The sequence below is a fragment of the Streptomyces phaeoluteigriseus genome, assembly GCF_001896135.2.
In the GTDB taxonomy this organism is placed as follows: Bacteria; Actinomycetota; Actinomycetes; order Streptomycetales; family Streptomycetaceae; genus Streptomyces; species Streptomyces phaeoluteigriseus.
This window is the reverse complement of record NZ_MPOH02000019.1, coordinates 955,771-971,875: the sequence shown is the minus strand read 5'-3', so window position 1 is coordinate 971,875 and position 16,105 is coordinate 955,771. Positions and strand designations below refer to the sequence as shown.

General features: G+C 71.3%; 10 protein-coding genes and 3 pseudogenes. 9 read left to right on the top strand and 4 right to left on the bottom strand.

All coding sequences use genetic code 11. The features are described from left to right. Nucleotides 1–87: 87 nt before the first annotated feature. The 6 genes and pseudogenes from BM536_RS34110 to BM536_RS34085 all read left to right on the top strand — a co-directional run. Nucleotides 88–1,141 (top strand): annotated as a pseudogene (locus BM536_RS34110) (MraY family glycosyltransferase); the annotation flags it as partial. A gap of 302 nt (nucleotides 1,142–1,443) precedes the next feature. Beyond that, the gene (gene dnaK, locus BM536_RS34105; RefSeq protein WP_073499310.1) at nucleotides 1,444–3,288 is read left to right on the top strand and encodes a molecular chaperone DnaK; all 1,845 of its coding nucleotides are present in this window, start codon (nucleotides 1,444–1,446) and stop codon (nucleotides 3,286–3,288) included. After that, nucleotides 3,285–3,937, top strand: a pseudogene (gene grpE / locus BM536_RS34100) (nucleotide exchange factor GrpE). Before dnaK ends, grpE begins: the two are co-directional and overlap by 4 nt. A 42-nt stretch (nucleotides 3,938–3,979) precedes the next feature. Beyond that, nucleotides 3,980–5,164 (top strand): molecular chaperone DnaJ, encoded by a 1,185-nt coding sequence (gene dnaJ, locus BM536_RS34095; protein WP_073499308.1) that lies wholly within the window; start codon nucleotides 3,980–3,982, stop codon nucleotides 5,162–5,164. A gap of 5 nt (nucleotides 5,165–5,169) precedes the next feature. Beyond that, entirely contained in the window at nucleotides 5,170–5,622 is a 453-nt protein-coding gene (locus tag BM536_RS34090) for a heat shock protein transcriptional repressor HspR (protein WP_073499312.1), read from the top strand. Between the two features lie 614 nt (nucleotides 5,623–6,236). Next, a complete protein-coding gene (locus tag BM536_RS34085) occupies nucleotides 6,237–7,340 on the top strand; it encodes a sugar ABC transporter substrate-binding protein (protein WP_211362996.1) in 1,104 nt (367 codons plus the stop codon). Between the two features lie 216 nt (nucleotides 7,341–7,556). Here the strand turns inward: BM536_RS34085 and BM536_RS40950 are convergent, their stop codons facing one another. Then, nucleotides 7,557–7,712 carry a hypothetical protein gene (locus BM536_RS40950; protein WP_158086566.1) on the bottom strand — a complete coding sequence of 52 codons (156 nt, stop codon included), beginning with the start codon at nucleotides 7,710–7,712 and terminating at the stop codon, nucleotides 7,557–7,559. A gap of 1,230 nt (nucleotides 7,713–8,942) precedes the next feature. On the opposite strand from BM536_RS40950, the pseudogene BM536_RS34075 reads away from it, so the two are divergent. Then, nucleotides 8,943–9,975 (top strand): annotated as a pseudogene (locus BM536_RS34075) (helix-turn-helix transcriptional regulator). Here the strand turns inward: BM536_RS34075 and BM536_RS34070 are convergent. Then, nucleotides 9,938–10,822 carry a helix-turn-helix transcriptional regulator gene (locus tag BM536_RS34070; protein ID WP_342748861.1) on the bottom strand — a complete coding sequence of 295 codons (885 nt, stop codon included), beginning with the start codon at nucleotides 10,820–10,822 and terminating at the stop codon, nucleotides 9,938–9,940. The pseudogene BM536_RS34075 and the gene BM536_RS34070 sit on opposite strands and share 38 nt — an antisense overlap. Nucleotides 10,823–10,937: 115 nt before the next feature. Next, nucleotides 10,938–11,954, bottom strand: a complete 1,017-nt coding sequence (locus BM536_RS34065) for a helix-turn-helix transcriptional regulator (RefSeq protein WP_073500031.1) — start codon at nucleotides 11,952–11,954, stop codon at nucleotides 10,938–10,940. A 461-nt stretch (nucleotides 11,955–12,415) separates the two neighbouring features. Between BM536_RS34065 and BM536_RS34055 the strand changes: the two genes are divergently transcribed. Continuing rightward, on the top strand, nucleotides 12,416–12,754 hold the full coding sequence (locus BM536_RS34055; RefSeq protein ID WP_073499858.1) for a Rieske (2Fe-2S) protein: 339 nt from the start codon (nucleotides 12,416–12,418) through the stop codon (nucleotides 12,752–12,754). A gap of 187 nt (nucleotides 12,755–12,941) precedes the next feature. Here BM536_RS34055 and BM536_RS34050 read toward each other — a convergent pair whose 3' ends face one another. Then, entirely contained in the window at nucleotides 12,942–13,355 is a 414-nt protein-coding gene (locus BM536_RS34050; RefSeq protein WP_073499860.1) for a pyridoxamine 5'-phosphate oxidase family protein, read from the bottom strand. 140 nt (nucleotides 13,356–13,495) lie between these two features. Between BM536_RS34050 and clpB the strand changes: the two genes are divergently transcribed. Further along, nucleotides 13,496–16,096 carry an ATP-dependent chaperone ClpB gene (gene clpB, locus BM536_RS34045; protein ID WP_073499861.1) on the top strand — a complete coding sequence of 867 codons (2,601 nt, stop codon included), beginning with the start codon at nucleotides 13,496–13,498 and terminating at the stop codon, nucleotides 16,094–16,096. Nucleotides 16,097–16,105: the final 9 nt, after the last annotated feature.

Here is a 16,105-nt window from a genome sequence, read left to right as displayed (position 1 = left end):
TGACGTCCTCGCGGTGGGCCGGCACGTCCAGCGCGGCGAGCTGCTCCGGGGTGCCCCGCGTCAGTTCCCCGGTGCGCATTTATATCCGTGCTCTACGGGATCGTCGCCGCCGCCACCGCCCTGCTCCTCGCCGCCGTTCTCGCCGCGCTGCTGCGCGCCCCCACCCTGCGCCTCGGACTCCTCGACCGGCGGCAGCGGCAGCGCCGCGTGCCGCTGTCCGGGGGAGCCGCCGTCGTCCTCGCCACCTGCCTCGTGGTCGTCGCCGGCGACCGGACCGGCTTCGCGCCGCTGGGCGAGGGGATGGGCACACTGCTCGCCGCCGGCGCCGGCGTCGCCGCCCTCGGCCTGGTCGCCGACGCCTGGCGGCTGAAGACCCGGTTCCTCCTCGTCGGTACGGCCGTGGCGGCGGCCTTCGTCGTCCCGTACGGCGACACCGGTGTGCTCGCCGGTGTCGCCGCCGTCGGCTGGATCGCCTGCGTCGCCCTCGCCTTCCGGGCGCTCGACCACGCCGACGGGGTGGCCGGGACCGTCGGGGTCGTCACCGCCTTCGGGGTGGCCGCCTGTGCCGCGGCCGAGGTGATGGACGGTCTCGCGGTGCTGCTGAGCGTGCTCGCCGCCGCGCTGACCGGCTTCCTCATGCACAACTGGCCCCCCGCGCGCGTGGCGCTCGGGGGCTGCGGTGCGATGTTCACCGGCTTCCTGCTCGCCGTGGCGGCCGTCACCACGCGCGCGGGGCAGGACGCGACGACGGGGGGCGGGGGTGCTGTTCGCGCTCACCGCGGTCGCCGTCGCCGACGCCGCCCTCGTCGTGCTGGCCCGGCGCACGTCCGGACGCCCGCTGCTGCGCCGCGGTCCCGACCATCTCGCCCACCGGCTGCGACGGCTCGGCCTCACGCCCGCGGGGGTGACGGTGACTGTCGGTGCGGCCGCCTTCGCGGGGGTGCTCGTGGGGACGCTGGTGCACACCGGGTTGCTGGGTGTGGGGGCCGTGCTGTGGGTGGCGGGGGGCGTGGTGGTCGTCGTCCTCGTCCTGTGGCGCGTCCGCCCGCGCGTGCCCGGGCAGGCGCGGGGGCGGGGGCGTGGACGCCCGGACGTGAGGGTGAGCCGTGAGGTCCGGACGAGTCTCGATGCCCGGGTGGGCCACGACGCCCGCGGCGGTCACGAGGTGCGGGCGAGCCGGGAGGACTCCCCGCGCCACCGGGTCCGGTCCCGGCGTCGGAGCGGGGCTCTCGTGCAGCGCCCTCGGGAGTCGACGGAGTCTGCGGAGCCGGTGGAATCACCCCTGCGGGCATCCCCGCGAATGGCATCCTCGCAGGTCAACGGCTCCTTGCGTGTAAGGAACGGATAAGAGTTGAGTGCGTCCGACTCAGGTCTGTTGACCCAGCGGTGAGTCTCGTGCACACTTGAGCCTGTTCCACTCAAGTCAGCTGGAGGAAGATCACCATGGCACGTGCGGTCGGCATCGACCTGGGCACAACCAACTCCGTCGTGAGCGTTCTGGAGGGCGGCGAGCCCACCGTCATCACCAACGCCGAGGGTGCCAGGACCACGCCGTCCGTCGTCGCCTTCGCGAAGAACGGCGAGGTGCTGGTCGGCGAGGTGGCCAAGCGTCAGGCGGTCACCAACGTGGACCGGACCATCCGTTCGGTGAAGCGGCACATGGGCACCGACTGGAAGATCCAGCTCGACGGCAAGGACTTCAACCCGCAGCAGATCTCCGCGTTCATCCTGCAGAAGCTGAAGCGGGACGCCGAGGCCTACCTGGGCGAGAAGGTGACCGACGCGGTCATCACCGTCCCGGCGTACTTCAACGACTCCGAGCGCCAGGCGACGAAGGAAGCCGGTGAGATCGCCGGTCTCAACGTCCTTCGTATCGTCAACGAGCCCACCGCGGCCGCGCTCGCGTACGGCCTCGACAAGGACGACCAGACGATCCTCGTCTTCGACCTCGGTGGCGGCACCTTCGACGTGTCCCTCCTGGAGATCGGTGACGGCGTCGTCGAGGTGAAGGCGACCAACGGCGACAACCACCTCGGTGGTGACGACTGGGACCAGCGTGTCGTCGACTACCTGGTGCAGCAGTTCAAGTCCGGTCACGGCGTGGACCTCGCCAAGGACAAGATGGCCCTCCAGCGCCTCCGTGAGGCCGCCGAGAAGGCCAAGATCGAGCTGTCCTCCTCCACCGAGACCTCGATCAACCTGCCGTACATCACGGCGTCCGCCGAGGGCCCGCTGCACCTGGACGAGAAGCTCACGCGCGCTCAGTTCCAGCAGCTGACCGCGGACCTGCTGGAGCGCTGCAAGACGCCGTTCCACAACGTCATCAAGGACGCCGGCATCAACCTCTCCGAGATCGACCACGTCGTTCTCGTCGGTGGCTCCACCCGTATGCCCGCGGTCGCCGAGCTCGTCAAGGAGCTGACGGGCGGCAACGAGGCGAACAAGGGCGTCAACCCGGACGAGGTCGTCGCCATCGGCGCCGTGCTCCAGGCCGGTGTCCTCAAGGGCGAGGTCAAGGACGTCCTGCTCCTCGACGTCACCCCGCTGTCCCTCGGTATCGAGACCAAGGGCGGCATCATGACCAAGCTCATCGAGCGGAACACGACGATCCCGACCAAGCGGTCCGAGATCTTCACCACCGCCGAGGACAACCAGCCTTCGGTCCAGATCCAGGTCTACCAGGGCGAGCGCGAGATCGCGGCGTACAACAAGAAGCTCGGGATGTTCGAGCTGACCGGTCTGCCGCCGGCCCCGCGTGGCGTCCCGCAGATCGAGGTCGCCTTCGACATCGACGCCAACGGCATCATGCACGTCACGGCCAAGGACCTCGGCACCGGCAAGGAGCAGAAGATGACCGTCACCGGCGGCTCCTCGCTGCCGAAGGACGAGGTCGACCGCATGCGCCAGGAGGCCGAGAAGTACGCGGAGGAGGACCACGCCCGCCGCGAGGCCGCCGAGGCCCGCAACCAGGGCGAGCAGCTCGTCTACCAGACCGAGAAGTTCCTCAAGGACAACGAGGACAAGGTCCCGGGCGAGATCAAGACCGAGGTCGAGTCCGCGATCGGCGAGCTGAAGGAAGCCCTCAAGGGCGAGGACACCGCCGCGATCCGCACCGCCACCGAGAAGGTCGCGGCCGTCTCCCAGAAGCTGGGCCAGGCCATGTACGCCGACGCCCAGGCCGGTCAGGCCGCCGGTGGCGAGGCTCCGGGCGCCGGCGCCAAGGCCGCCGACGACGACGTGGTGGACGCCGAGATCGTGGACGACGAGCGCAAGGACGGTGCCGCGTGACGGAGGAGACCCCGGGCTTCGAGGAGAAGCCGACGTCCCCTCCGGCGCCATCCCTGAAGACGCTGAGCCGAAGGCCGACTCCCCCGCCGCGGCGGAGGAGTCGGCCCCGGCCGGGGACGCGAACCAGACAGCGGCACTGGTGGCCCAGCTGGACCAGGCCCGCAAGGCGCTCGACGAGCGCACGGCGGACCTCCAGCGGCTCCAGGCCGAGTTCCAGAACTACCGCCGCCGGGTCGAGCGGGACCGGATCGCGGTCAAGGAGATCGCCGTCGCGAACCTCCTGACCGAACTCCTGCCCGTGCTCGACGACATCGGCCGCGCGCGGGAACACGGCGAACTCGTCGGCGGGTTCAAGTCCGTCGCCGAGTCCCTGGAGACCGTGGCGGCGAAGATGGGCCTCCAGCAGTTCGGCAAGGAGGGCGAGCCCTTCGACCCGACGATCCACGAGGCGCTGATGCACAGCTACGCGCCGGACGTCACCGAGACGACGTGCGTGGCGATCCTCCAGCCCGGGTACCGGATCGGCGAGCGCACCATTCGCCCCGCGCGCGTGGCCGTCGCCGAACCCCAGCCCGGCGCACAGGCCGTCAAGGCCGACGAGGCGGAGGCCGGCGACGACAAGGAGAGCGGTGGCCCGGACGAGGGCTGAGCTTGAACGGATGAGTCCGATGGGGAAGGAGGGACGTCGAGGATGAGCACGAAGGACTTCATCGAGAAGGACTACTACAAGGTCCTCGGCGTCCCCAAGGACGCCACCGAGGCCGAGATCAAGAAGGCGTACCGGAAGCTCGCCCGCGAGTTCCACCCGGACGCCAACACGGGCAACGCCAAGGCCGAGGAGCGCTTCAAGGAGATCTCCGAGGCGAACGACATCCTCGGCGACCCCAAGAAGCGCAAGGAGTACGACGAGGCCCGCGCCCTCTTCGGCAACGGCGGCTTCCGCCCGGGGCCGGGCGCGGGCGGCGGCTCCTTCAACTTCGACCTGGGCGACCTCTTCGGGGGCGCCCAGGGCGGCGGTGGCGGACAGGCCGGCGGCTTCGGCGGCGGACTCGGTGACGTCTTCGGCGGGCTGTTCAACCGCGGCGGCACGGGCCCGGGCACCCGTACCCAGCCCCGGCGCGGCCAGGACATCGACACCGAGGTCACCCTGACCTTCACGGAAGCCATCGAGGGCGCGACGGTTCCGCTGCGCATGTCCTCGCAGTCCCCGTGCAGGGCCTGCTCCGGCACCGGCGACAAGAACGGCACGCCGCGGGTGTGCCCGACCTGTGTCGGCACCGGCCAGGTGGCGCGGGGCACGGGCGGCGGTTTCTCGCTGACCGACCCCTGCCCCGACTGCAAGGGCCGCGGTCTGATCGCCGAGCACCCCTGCATGGAGTGCAAGGGCAGCGGTCGCGCCAAGTCCTCACGCACCATGCAGGTCCGCATCCCGGCGGGTGTCACCGACGGGCAGCGCATCCGGTTGCGCGGTAAGGGAGCGCCCGGTGAGCGCGGTGGTCCGGCCGGCGACCTGTATGTACTCGTCCATGTCGACGCGCACCCGGTCTTCGGCCGCAAGGACGACAACCTCACGGTGACCGTGCCGGTGACGTTCACGGAGGCCGCCCTCGGCGGGGAGATCAGGGTGCCCACGCTGGGCGGCCCGTCGCTCACGCTGAAGCTGCCGCCCGGCACGCCCAACGGGCGGACGATGAGGGCACGCGGCAAGGGCGCGGTCCGCAAGGACGGCACCCGTGGCGATCTGCTGGTCACCGTCGAGGTGAGTGTTCCCAAGGACCTGTCGGGGAAGGCTCGTGACGCACTGGAGGCGTATCGCGAGGCGACCGCCGACGAGGACCCGCGGGCAGAGCTGTTCGAGGCAGCGAAGGGAGCTTGAGAGTGATGGACGGCCGTCGGCGCAATCCGTATGAACTGACCGAGGAGACACCGGTCTACGTCATCTCGGTCGCGGCCCAGCTCTCAGGCCTGCACCCGCAGACCCTGCGTCAGTACGACCGTCTGGGCCTGGTGTCCCCGGACCGCACTGCCGGCCGGGGCCGCCGCTACTCGGCCCGCGACATCGAACTGCTGCGCACCGTCCAGCAGTTGTCGCAGGACGAGGGCATCAACCTGGCCGGTATCAAGCGCATCATCGAGCTGGAGAACCAGGTCCTGGCCCTCCAGTCCCGGGTGGCGGAGCTGGAGTCGGCGCTGGACGGCGCGGCGGCCGCCATGCAGCAGCGTGAGGCCGCGGTGCACGCGTCCTACCGGCGCGACCTGGTGCCGTACCAGGAGGTCCAGCAGACCAGCGCGCTGGTGGTGTGGCGGCCGAAGCGGCAGCAGTCCCCGGACTGACGACGCGACAGCAGGCCCGACGTACCAGGAGTGGCCTGCCAGGTGTGACAGGTGAGGGGCCCGGAGGTCGATTCCTCCGGGCCCCTTCACGCTGCACGGCGTCAGATGTGCGAGGGGCGGCGGCGGGTGCCGATCCCATGCGGCGGCGCCGCCGAGACCTACGAGGACGGCGGCGGGACCGACGTACGGCCTGGGCCGGAGCCGGAGCCGGAGCCGGGGCCGGGGCCGGGACCGGTGTCGGCCGGGCGGCGGCCGGGGCCGTGGGGCCGGACGGCGACGCCATCACTTCGCAACAGCGCGGGCAGCGGTGATTCCGCTGGCCGGGGTCGGGTTGGCGGGATCCTGTCGGACACCGTGGCGCGCCACGGCTGGAATGTCGGGCACGCCTGTCCCTCGGGGAGTCTGAACTCCCGTGGCGTGGAGGGACGGTAAAGGGTGTTTGGAGAGGTTTCCGTCTCGTCTCCATGTGTCTTCACGTGCTAAGCGGAGGGTGATGTTGTCACTTCGTTAAGTAGTACGGCTTGACGCCGGTGGGCGCCGCCGCGTTGGCTTTTGAGCCACCTGGGTCAACATGTCGCACCCATGTCCGGAACGCACCTGAAGTGAGCCCTCGAATGCGTCGTATCGCCATAGCCGTGGCCGCCTCCACGATGTCCCTCTCGCTCGCCGGATGCGGGATGCTGAGCGCGACGGAGAGCAGCGGTGAAGCGACGCCGACGAAGGGCAACGACATCACCGTCGGCGTGCTGATGCCGGAGAAGACGAACACCCGTTACGAGGAGTTCGACTACCCCATCATCAAGGCGAAGGTCGCCTCCCTCACCAGCAACAAGGGCAAGACCGAATACGCCAACGCGGACGCGAAGAGTTCGACGCAGGTGACCCAGATGGAGCGGATGATCGACGAGAAGGTCGACATCATCCTGCTCGACGCCGTCGACTCGCACGCCATCGCGGACACCGTGCAGAAGGCCAAGGACGCCGGCATCCCGGTCATCGCCTACGACCGGCTGGCCGAGGGTCCCATCGACGCGTACGTCTCCTTCGACAACGAACTGGTCGGCGAGGTGCAGGGCCGCACGCTGGTGGAGGCCCTGGACGGTGCCAGCACCGCCGACAAGATCGTGATGATGAACGGCTCGCCCACCGACCCCAACGCCAAGCAGTTCAAGGACGGCGCGATGTCGGAGCTGAGCGGCCGGGTGACGATCTCCGAGTCCTTCGACACCAAGGACTGGAGCCCGGAGGTCGCCCAGTCCAACATGGCCGGGGCGATCGAGAAGATCGGCAAGGGCAACATCGCGGCCGTCTACTCCGCCAACGACGCCATGGCCGGCGGCATCATCAAGGCCCTGCGCGCCGCGGGCGTCGAGGACCTGCCGCCCATAACCGGCCAGGACGCGGAGCTGCTCGCGGTACAGCGGATCATCAGCGGCGAGCAGTACATGAGCGTGTACAAGCCCTACCCGCAGATGGCGGAGGCGGCCGCGGAGATGGCCGTCGCGAAGGTCAAGGGCCGCGCCATCGAGTTCGACTCCCTGACCCGCGACAGGATCGACAGCCCCACCGACAAGGAGATCCCGGCCCAGCTGGTGACCGTGGTGGCGCTGACGAAGAAGAACATCAAGGAGACCGTCATCGCGGACGGCATCTACAAGCCGTCCGACATCTGCACCGCCAAGTACGCCGCCGCCTGCCAGGCCCTCAAGCTGAACTGAGCGGGGCGAGCCGGTAGCGGACGGCGGTGTCGACGGGGCGCTCGGTGGGTGGCTGACCGGAGGCCGCCGGCGCGTCTGGCCAGTCCGTCTCGATCGCGTGGGCGAAGCCGGCCCGCGCGCCGTCCGGTTCGACGAGGGAACGGGCGTACGCCTTCGCCCGGAGCCGGAGCCGGAGCCGGAACCGGGGGCGGGGGGGCGGGGCTCGGCGCGGGCGAGTCAGGCCCGGAACCGCTCGGCCGCCGGGGCCAGGTCGACGCGCCGCTCGGCCTCCCGCAGCCGGTCCAGGAGCGCGAGTTCGTCGGTGCGGGCGCGCGCCGACGGGCCGGTACCGGGTCCTGGAACCTCGGAGCCGGCGGAGAAGACCCCGCGCAAGGCGCCTGAGCGCCCCCTGCGCCGCGTTCACGCCCCTCGCGTGAACTCCACCGTCGCCTCCGGCTGGGCGCCCGTCGAAGCCCGGTGGACGCCTTTGGGCGGGGGACGTCGTCGTGATCGTGGCCCCGGCCGACCATCACGCGGGACCCGTGGCCGGGGTCGTAGCCGTACCAGTCGCCCGCACGGCACTCGCCCCAGGGCGTGGCTCCGGCCGGCAACCATCCACGAGGCCGGCCACCATCCACGTGGCGGTCGGTCATCATCCACGTGGCCACTCATCATCCACGTGGCCGGCATCCCGCCTCGGGCGGGACGAGGCCGGGAGGTTCCGGGTGCTGGAGGACAGCGTCGCCGGCCGGGTGACCCACCTGCCCGGTGTCCCGACCGTGAACCACCGGGCGTCGAGGCCTTGGAGCAGGGCGCGGGTGTCTGCTTCCAGGCCCTCGCCCCGCCTCACCAGCGCCCTCCTGCACGGTCCGGGCCTGCCCACCCGGTACGTCTTCGGCCACCTCCACCCCGAGCGCGAGGCCTGCTCGCCCCGCCGGGCGGTTCGTCCCGTGGGCTCCCGGCGGAAGTGCGGGGAGTCCAGGAGCGGCCGCGGCCCGTGAGGCGTCGGCCGGCGAGCCTCCAGGGACCGGACCCGCCGGCTCGTCCCCCGTCGTACGGGATCCCGCTCCGGGGCGCCGAGGATCCTCGCACGAGGTTCAGGGGTCAGGGGTTAGGGGGCAGGGGTCACGAACCAGGGGTGTTCCTCGCCCGCGGAGGCGTACGTCATGCCCCGGTCGCGGGACGTGCGGGCCATCTGGTCGGCCCGGGAACGCGGATCACCCCGTTTCGACGGGCTGGAGTGTCGTCGGCACCGGCACATGGGCGGCGGTCCGACCCCACCCGGCCGCTCGCATCTCTCCCGCATCGGCCGACGCGTACGCGTCGAAGGTGTCCGCCGAGAGGGGACGTCGGACGCGGGACGTGACGCGGTGATCACTCGGTGGTGCCGGGCGTGCACGGGCGTGCGAGAGCCCGGACGGGTTCCCGCCGGGCGCACGCGGGGAGCATCAGCTTGTTGCAGGCGTGCGGGGCGGAGGCCGGGAGGAACCCGCGGAAATGGCCGGAATTCCAGAGGGTCGCGGGGAGGAGCCGTGTTGCGGAGCCGGTCCGGGGCCGCGCATAGTTGCGCTGCGGAAAACGCGGACGACGCGCGACACGCAGACGGCGGGGGTGGGATGGACGATGGCCGGGCACGGGGCGGAGGAGCATCCTCACGGTGCTGACCGACTGTGTGAGGCCGGGGACCGCGTGTACTCCCGGGCCGTACGGCGGGGCCGGGTGTCGCGCCTGGACGCGGAGCCGGTCCCCTGCCTGCTGGACCTCGCCCTGCTCCATCCCGACCCCGACGACATGGACTGGCTGGTCCCGACCTCCCCGCAGGAGGTCATGACCCGGCTGCTGCGAGGGCTCCACGACGAGGTGACCGCGAGCCGGCAGCGCATGGGCTCGGCCGTCGCCGCCTTCGAGTGGTACGCCGGGCTGGGCGGGCCCGCGCCGGGCACGGCGGCCGGGGAGGGCGTGGCGATCCGTGTCCTGGACGGCGCCTCCCGGATCCAGGCCGCACTGGACGAGGCCACCGAGGCGTGCACCACCGAGGTGCTGACGGTGCAGCCCGGCGGCATCCGGCGCGAGCACGAGCTGTCCGAGGGGCTGCACCGGGCGCTCGCCCTGCGCGGGCGGGGCGTACGGATGCGCGACCTGTACAACCACGTGGCCCGGCACGGCCAGGGCCTGCTCAACTACCTGGAACTGATGGGCGACGCGGTCGAGGCCCGCACCCTCGACGAGGTCATCGACCGGCTGATCCTCTTCGACCGCACGGTCGCCTTCATCCCCGCCAACGCCGACCGCACGATGGCGCTGGAGCTGCGCCACCCGGCCCTGGTCGGCTATCTGGGCACGGTCTTCGAACGGCTGTGGCGATTGGCGGTCCCGCTGACCGCCCCGCTGCCCGACACCCGCATCGAGGGCGTCTCCCACCGGGAGCAGTCCATCGCGGCGCTGCTGGCGGAGGGGCACCAGGACGCGGTCATCGCCGAACGCCTCGGCATCAGCGTGCGGACCTGCCGCGCGCACATCGCCCGCCTCTCGGAGACGCTCGGCGCGGCCAGCCGTACCCAGCTCGGCGTGCGGATCGCGCAGGTGGGCCTCGACGTGCCGCTCGGCGCGGACGCCGCTCAGCCCTCCGGGTCGAGGATCCCCGAACGCCCGATGAGGTAGCCGAGCCGTGCGCGGCTCCCGCTGCCGGGGACGGCGGCGAGTTTCGCGATGTGCACCCGGGCCGTGCGGACGCTCATGCCTAGGCGGTCGGCGATGACGGCGTCGGTGTGGCCCTCGACGAGGAGCGCGGCGATGGCGCGCCGGCGCGGGGTGCTGCCGTGCAGGGAGGACCGGGCGACCGTTTCCGGGAACCTGGGCGTGGCCGGCCGCCACAGGCGGTCGAAGGTGGTGCCCAGGTAGTCGGCGGCCAGTGCGGGGAGCCGGATCTCCAGGGCGAGGGTGCGGTCCTTCACGGCCGGGATGAAGGCCACGCTGCGGTCGACGACCAGCAGACGCTCCGTCACCTCGTCGGGGGAGCGCGCCTCCACGTCCCCGTGCAGCCGGTGGTAGCGGGCCGGCACGGTGGGGGCGTGGCGGGTGGTGTGCTGGTGGAGGGTGCGGATACGGCCGCCGCGGTCCAGGGAGGCCTGGTCGCGGTCCTGGGCCTGGCCGTGGATGTCGCGGGGCGGTCCCGCGTGGCTGGCGTGCGGCTGGATGGCGAGCACCTCGTGCGAGACCTCCGCCATGGCCCTGGTGATGACGGAGTCGATCCGGCCGAGCCCGCTCAGCAGGTGGATCTCGCCGGTGCCGGTGGCGTCACCGTCCGGCGCGGCGAGGGCCGGCAGTGGTTCGAACGCCTCGGCGAGCCGGGTCTCCCGCCGGCGGTGGGCGGCGATGTTTTCGGCGACGGCGCGCAGCAGCCGGGGCAGGGGCGACGGCCGGCGGGGCGACGGCCGGCGGCACCGGGAGGAGCCGGCCGGGGTCCCGGTGGTCCGGGCGGAGCAGCCCCGTGTGGACGGCACGCGGCGGTGAGGCGGCCTCCCGTGCGGGGGCGTGGCCGGACCCGCAGGGCGCGCGCGTAAGGGTCCAGGGCGGCCTCGCAGGGCTCGTCCGGACCGTGGTCGTGGACGGGTGCCGTCATCCGTCGGTGTCCTGGTCGAGGATTCCCGACTGCGCGATGAGGTAGCCGAGCTGGGCCCGGCTGCCGCTGCCGAGGAGCGCCGCGAGCTTGGCGATGTGGGCCCGGCAGGTGCGCACGTTCATGCCGAGGCGGCGGGCGATGGCCTCGTCGACATGGCCCTCGACGAGCAGCTTGGCGATGGAGTGCTGGATCTCGGTGATGCCGTCGGGGGCGGTCTCGTAGGGGGCGCCGGTGGTGAGCGGGACGGCGCGGTCCCAGAGGAACTCGAAGACCTTGATCAGGTAGCGCACCAGGCCCGGGTGGCGCAGTTCCAGGGCGACCTGCTGGTCCTCGCGGGCCGGGATGAAGGCGACCGTCTCGTCGCAGATGATCAGGCGCTCGACCACCTCGTCGATGGTGCGGTACTCGGCCTTCCCGTCGGAGAGGCGGGCGGTGTAGGCGAGCTTCTCGGGGCTGTAGCGGGCGGTGTGCTGGTAGAGCGTGCGGATGCGGATCCCGCGGTCGAGCAGCGGCCGGTCGCGTTCCAGGCCCTGGGTGAGGCTGCGCTCCGGGCGGTTGCCGCTCGGCTGGATGGCGAGCACCTCCGACTGGCACTGTGAGGTGGCGAGGTTGAGCGCCGCGTTGATCCGGGCGCCGCCCTCCAGCACGGTGATGGAGTCGGCGTGCCCGGCCGTCTGGACGCTGAGGGCCATGAACGGTTCGAACATCTCGGACAGCTGGACCGACACGCGCCTGCGCTCGGCGATCTCGTGTTCGATGGGGTTGAGTCGCTGGGCGAGCGCGAGGGCCGGCGGGGTGGGGCGCAGCCACTCGGGGTCGTCGGGGTCGGGGTGCAGGAGGGCGAATTCCACCAGGCAGGGAGCCGATTCCACGGCGGATCGGGCGACGCGCCCGGTCCGCAATGCGCTTGCGTAGAGTCGGCTGCCCTCCTCGCACAGTTCGGCCACCGCATGGGGATGTGCCCTATTAGCCCGATTCGTTGTCAAATCTCCACCCCCCAGGGTCCTGAACATGCAGGAACATGATGCATTGATTGTGTGGCCATGACGTGTCCGAATGAGCCATCGTCTTATCCGACGGGGGAAGAGGGACTTCACGTGAGGACGAAGCCGACTATGCGTAAGAGCGTCCGCCGATAGGCCGAGATGGCATGGGGGTGGGCACGGCGGGTGCGGCTTTCGTTGATCATGGAGTTCCTGAACCTCCAGCCACTACCCTGCGTAACGAATCTTCGCTGCCTCAACCTGCCAGTTGCGCCAAATAGGCCCTACCGGCGGACGCTCTAAGAGATTGCTTCGCTGGGCGCTTGTCGCCGCCTTCTCCGCCGTTGCGGCTGTCGGAGTACTGGGTGGCCTCTCGAGCGAGGAGAGCGGGGTCCGGGCGGACACCGCCTGGCCCGCCGTGGCCGTCTCCGGTCCTACCGCCTCCGGCGACATCCCGCCGGCGGCCGGGACGGGAACGGAGAGGAGTTGACGTGACCACCCCGCCCGACGATCGCTCCTTCCGCCGCGAGATGGCCACGGCCTACCGCTCGGGCTGGCACTTCATCGACCTGGTCACCGCCATCCCCCACAGTGGTGACTCGTTGATGGTGACGGTGTTCGGGGAGCCGGTCGTCGTGACGCGGGACGAGGAGGACGACGTGCGCGCGTACCGGTGTCTGCGCAAGCCCCGAGGAGCCCCCCAGCCCGTGCGGTGTGCCATCCGGTACGGAATGATCTTCGTCAACCTCGACCAGCGGGACCACCAACTGGCGGAGTCGGCCGGTCCGGCCGCCCCCAGGACCATCTCAGCCACCCCCCGCAGTGCCTGACGCGATTCCCCCGTCGTAACAGATCGCTCAGGTACTTCCCCCCGGCAGCGGCGTCACCGTGACCTGAACACGGTGACGCCGCTGTCGTTCGTGGTGACATTTCCGGTTCTGGAGCCTCGGCGAGGTGGCCGGAAACCATCGGTGTGGATCGAGTCGCCGTCTCCGTCGCCCACCCCGTCGTACGCGGTCACCCCCGGCCCATCGCCCGCGTCAGCTCGATCTCGATCACCACGCGCGTGGGGTTGGGGCGCGGCGTCCTGCCGTAGCGCTCCGCGTAACGCCGCTCCGCCTCCGCGACCCGGTCCGGCTCCGCGCGGACGAAGGCCCGCCCCTCCAGCGTGGCCCAGCGCCGGCCGTCCACCTGGCAGACCGCGACGCGGGCGCCCGGCGCGCCCGCCGCCAGCACGTTGCCCACCTTGGTGCTCGCCCTGTCCGCGATCACCCGGGCCAGCCGGCCCCCGGGGTCGTACGTCACTCCGACGGGAACCACGTGCGGTGAGCCGTCGGGGCGTGGTGTGGTCAGGGTGCACAGGTGTCGTTCGCGCCAGAAGTCGAGGTACGGCGCGTCGGGAGCGCCCGGGTCCTGGGGGTATGCGGCCATGGTCGGAACCTAACCCCCGCGGGACTCCCGGACCCAACCTTGAGTGGAATAGACTCAAGTTTGTGTACGCTGACTGAGTCAGTGATGACAGCGCTGACGGAGTCAGTGACGACGGCTGACGCAAGGAGGAGACAGCGAACGTGGACGCAGAGCTGACCAACCGGAGCCGGGAAGCCATCCAGACCGCCGGCAACCGAGCCCTGTCCGAAGGGCACCCCGACCTCACCCCGGCACACCTGCTCCTCGCGCTGCTCCAGGGGCAGGAGAACGAGAACATCGTCGATCTGCTCGCCGCCGTCGACGCCGACCAGGCCGCCGTGCGCGCCGGCGCCGAACAGGTGCTCGGCTCGCTGCCCAGCGTGGCCGGGTCCACGGTGGCGCCCCCGCAGCCCAACCGCGAACTGCTCGCCGTGATCGCGGACGCCCAGGGTGTCGCCCGGGACCTCGGCGACGAGTACCTGTCCACGGAGCACCTGCTCATCGGGACCGCCGCGAAGGGCGGCCGGGCGGGCGAGGTGCTCGAGAGGCACGGAGCCACCGCGAAGAAGCTGCTGGACGCCTTCCGCAAGGCCCGCGGCGGACGCCGGGTGACCAGCGCCGACCCCGAGGGCCAGTACAAGGCGCTGGAGAAGTTCGGCACCGACTTCACCGCCGCCGCCCGCGAGGGCAAGCTCGACCCGGTCATCGGCCGGGACACCGAGATCCGGCGGGTCGTCCAGGTGCTCTCCCGCCGCACCAAGAACAACCCGGTCCTCATCGGTGAGCCCGGCGTCGGCAAGACCGCCGTCGTCGAGGGGCTCGCCCAGCGGATCGTGAAGGGGGACGTGCCCGAGTCCCTCAGGAACAAGCGGCTCGTCTCGCTCGACCTCGGTGCCATGGTCGCCGGGGCCAAGTACCGCGGCGAGTTCGAGGAGCGACTGAAGACCGTCCTGGCCGAGATCAAGGCCTCCGACGGGCAGATCATCACCTTCATCGACGAACTGCACACCGTCGTGGGCGCCGGCGCGGGCGGCGACTCCTCGATGGACGCCGGCAACATGCTGAAGCCGATGCTCGCCCGCGGAGAGCTGCGCATGGTCGGCGCGACCACCCTGGACGAGTACCGCGAGCGGATCGAGAAGGACGCGGCACTGGAGCGGCGCTTCCAGCAGGTGCTGGTCGCCGAACCCTCCGTCGAGGACACCATCGCGATCCTGCGCGGCCTCAAGGGGCGGTACGAGGCGCACCACAAGGTCCAGATCGCCGACAGCGCGCTGGTCGCCGCGGCCACCCTGTCCGACCGGTACATCACCTCCCGCTTCCTGCCCGACAAGGCCATCGACCTCGTCGACGAGGCGGCCTCCCGGCTGCGCATGGAGATCGACTCGTCCCCCGTCGAGATCGACGAACTCCAGCGCGTCGTGGACCGGTTGAAGATGGAGGAGCTGGCTCTCGACAAGGAGACCGACCCCGCCTCCCGCGAGCGCCTGGACAAGCTGCGCCGCGACCTCGCCGACAAGGAGGAGGAGCTGCGCGGTCTCAACGCCCGCTGGGACAAGGAGAAGCAGTCCCTCAACCGGGTCGGTGCGCTGAAGGAGCGGCTCGACGACCTGCGCGGCCAGGCCGAACGGGCGCAGCGCGACGGCGACTTCGACACCGCCAGCAAGCTGCTGTACGGCGAGATCCCGGCCCTGGAGCGCGACCTGGAGGCCGCTTCCGAGGCCGAGGAGGAGGCCGCCAGGGACACCATGGTCAAGGACGAGGTCGGCTCCGACGACATCGCCGACGTCGTCGCCTCATGGACCGGCATCCCGGCCGGCCGCCTCCTGGAGGGCGAGACGCAGAAGCTGCTGCGCATGGAGGAAGGACTGGGCAAGCGGCTCATCGGCCAGGGCGAGGCCGTCCGGGCCGTCTCCGACGCCGTACGCCGCTCGCGGGCCGGCATCGCCGATCCCGACCGCCCGACCGGCTCCTTCCTCTTCCTCGGCCCGACCGGCGTCGGCAAGACCGAGCTGGCCAAGGCGCTCGCCGACTTCCTCTTCGACGACGAGCGGGCCATGATCCGCATCGACATGTCGGAGTACGGCGAGAAGCACAGCGTCGCCCGGCTCGTCGGCGCCCCGCCCGGCTACATCGGTTACGAGGAGGGCGGCCAGCTCACCGAGGCCGTCCGGCGCCGGCCGTACAGCGTCGTGCTGCTCGACGAGGTGGAGAAGGCGCATCCGGAGGTCTTCGACATCCTGCTCCAGGTGCTCGACGACGGACGGCTCACCGACGGACAGGGCCGCACGGTCGACTTCCGCAACACGATCCTGGTGCTGACCTCCAACCTGGGCAGCCAGTACCTGGTCGACCCGCTCTCCACCGAGGCGGAGAAGAGGGAGCAGGTCCTGGAGGTGGTCCGGGCCTCCTTCAAGCCGGAGTTCCTCAACCGGCTCGACGACCTGGTCGTCTTCTCCGCGCTGAACAAGGAGGAGCTGGCCCGGATCGCGCGGCTCCAGATCGACCGGCTCGCCAAGCGGCTGGCCGAGCGGCGGCTCACCCTGGAGGTCACCGAGGCGGCCCTCACCTGGCTCGCCGACGAGGGCAACGACCCGGCGTACGGCGCCCGGCCGCTGCGCCGCCTCGTCCAGACCGCCATCGGCGACCGCCTCGCCAAGGAGATCCTCGCGGGCGAGGTCAAGGACGGCGACACGGTCCGGGTGGAGGCCTTCGGAGATGGCCTGATCGTGGGCCCCGCGGCGGCCGGAAAGACCCTCTGACCGGGGCGT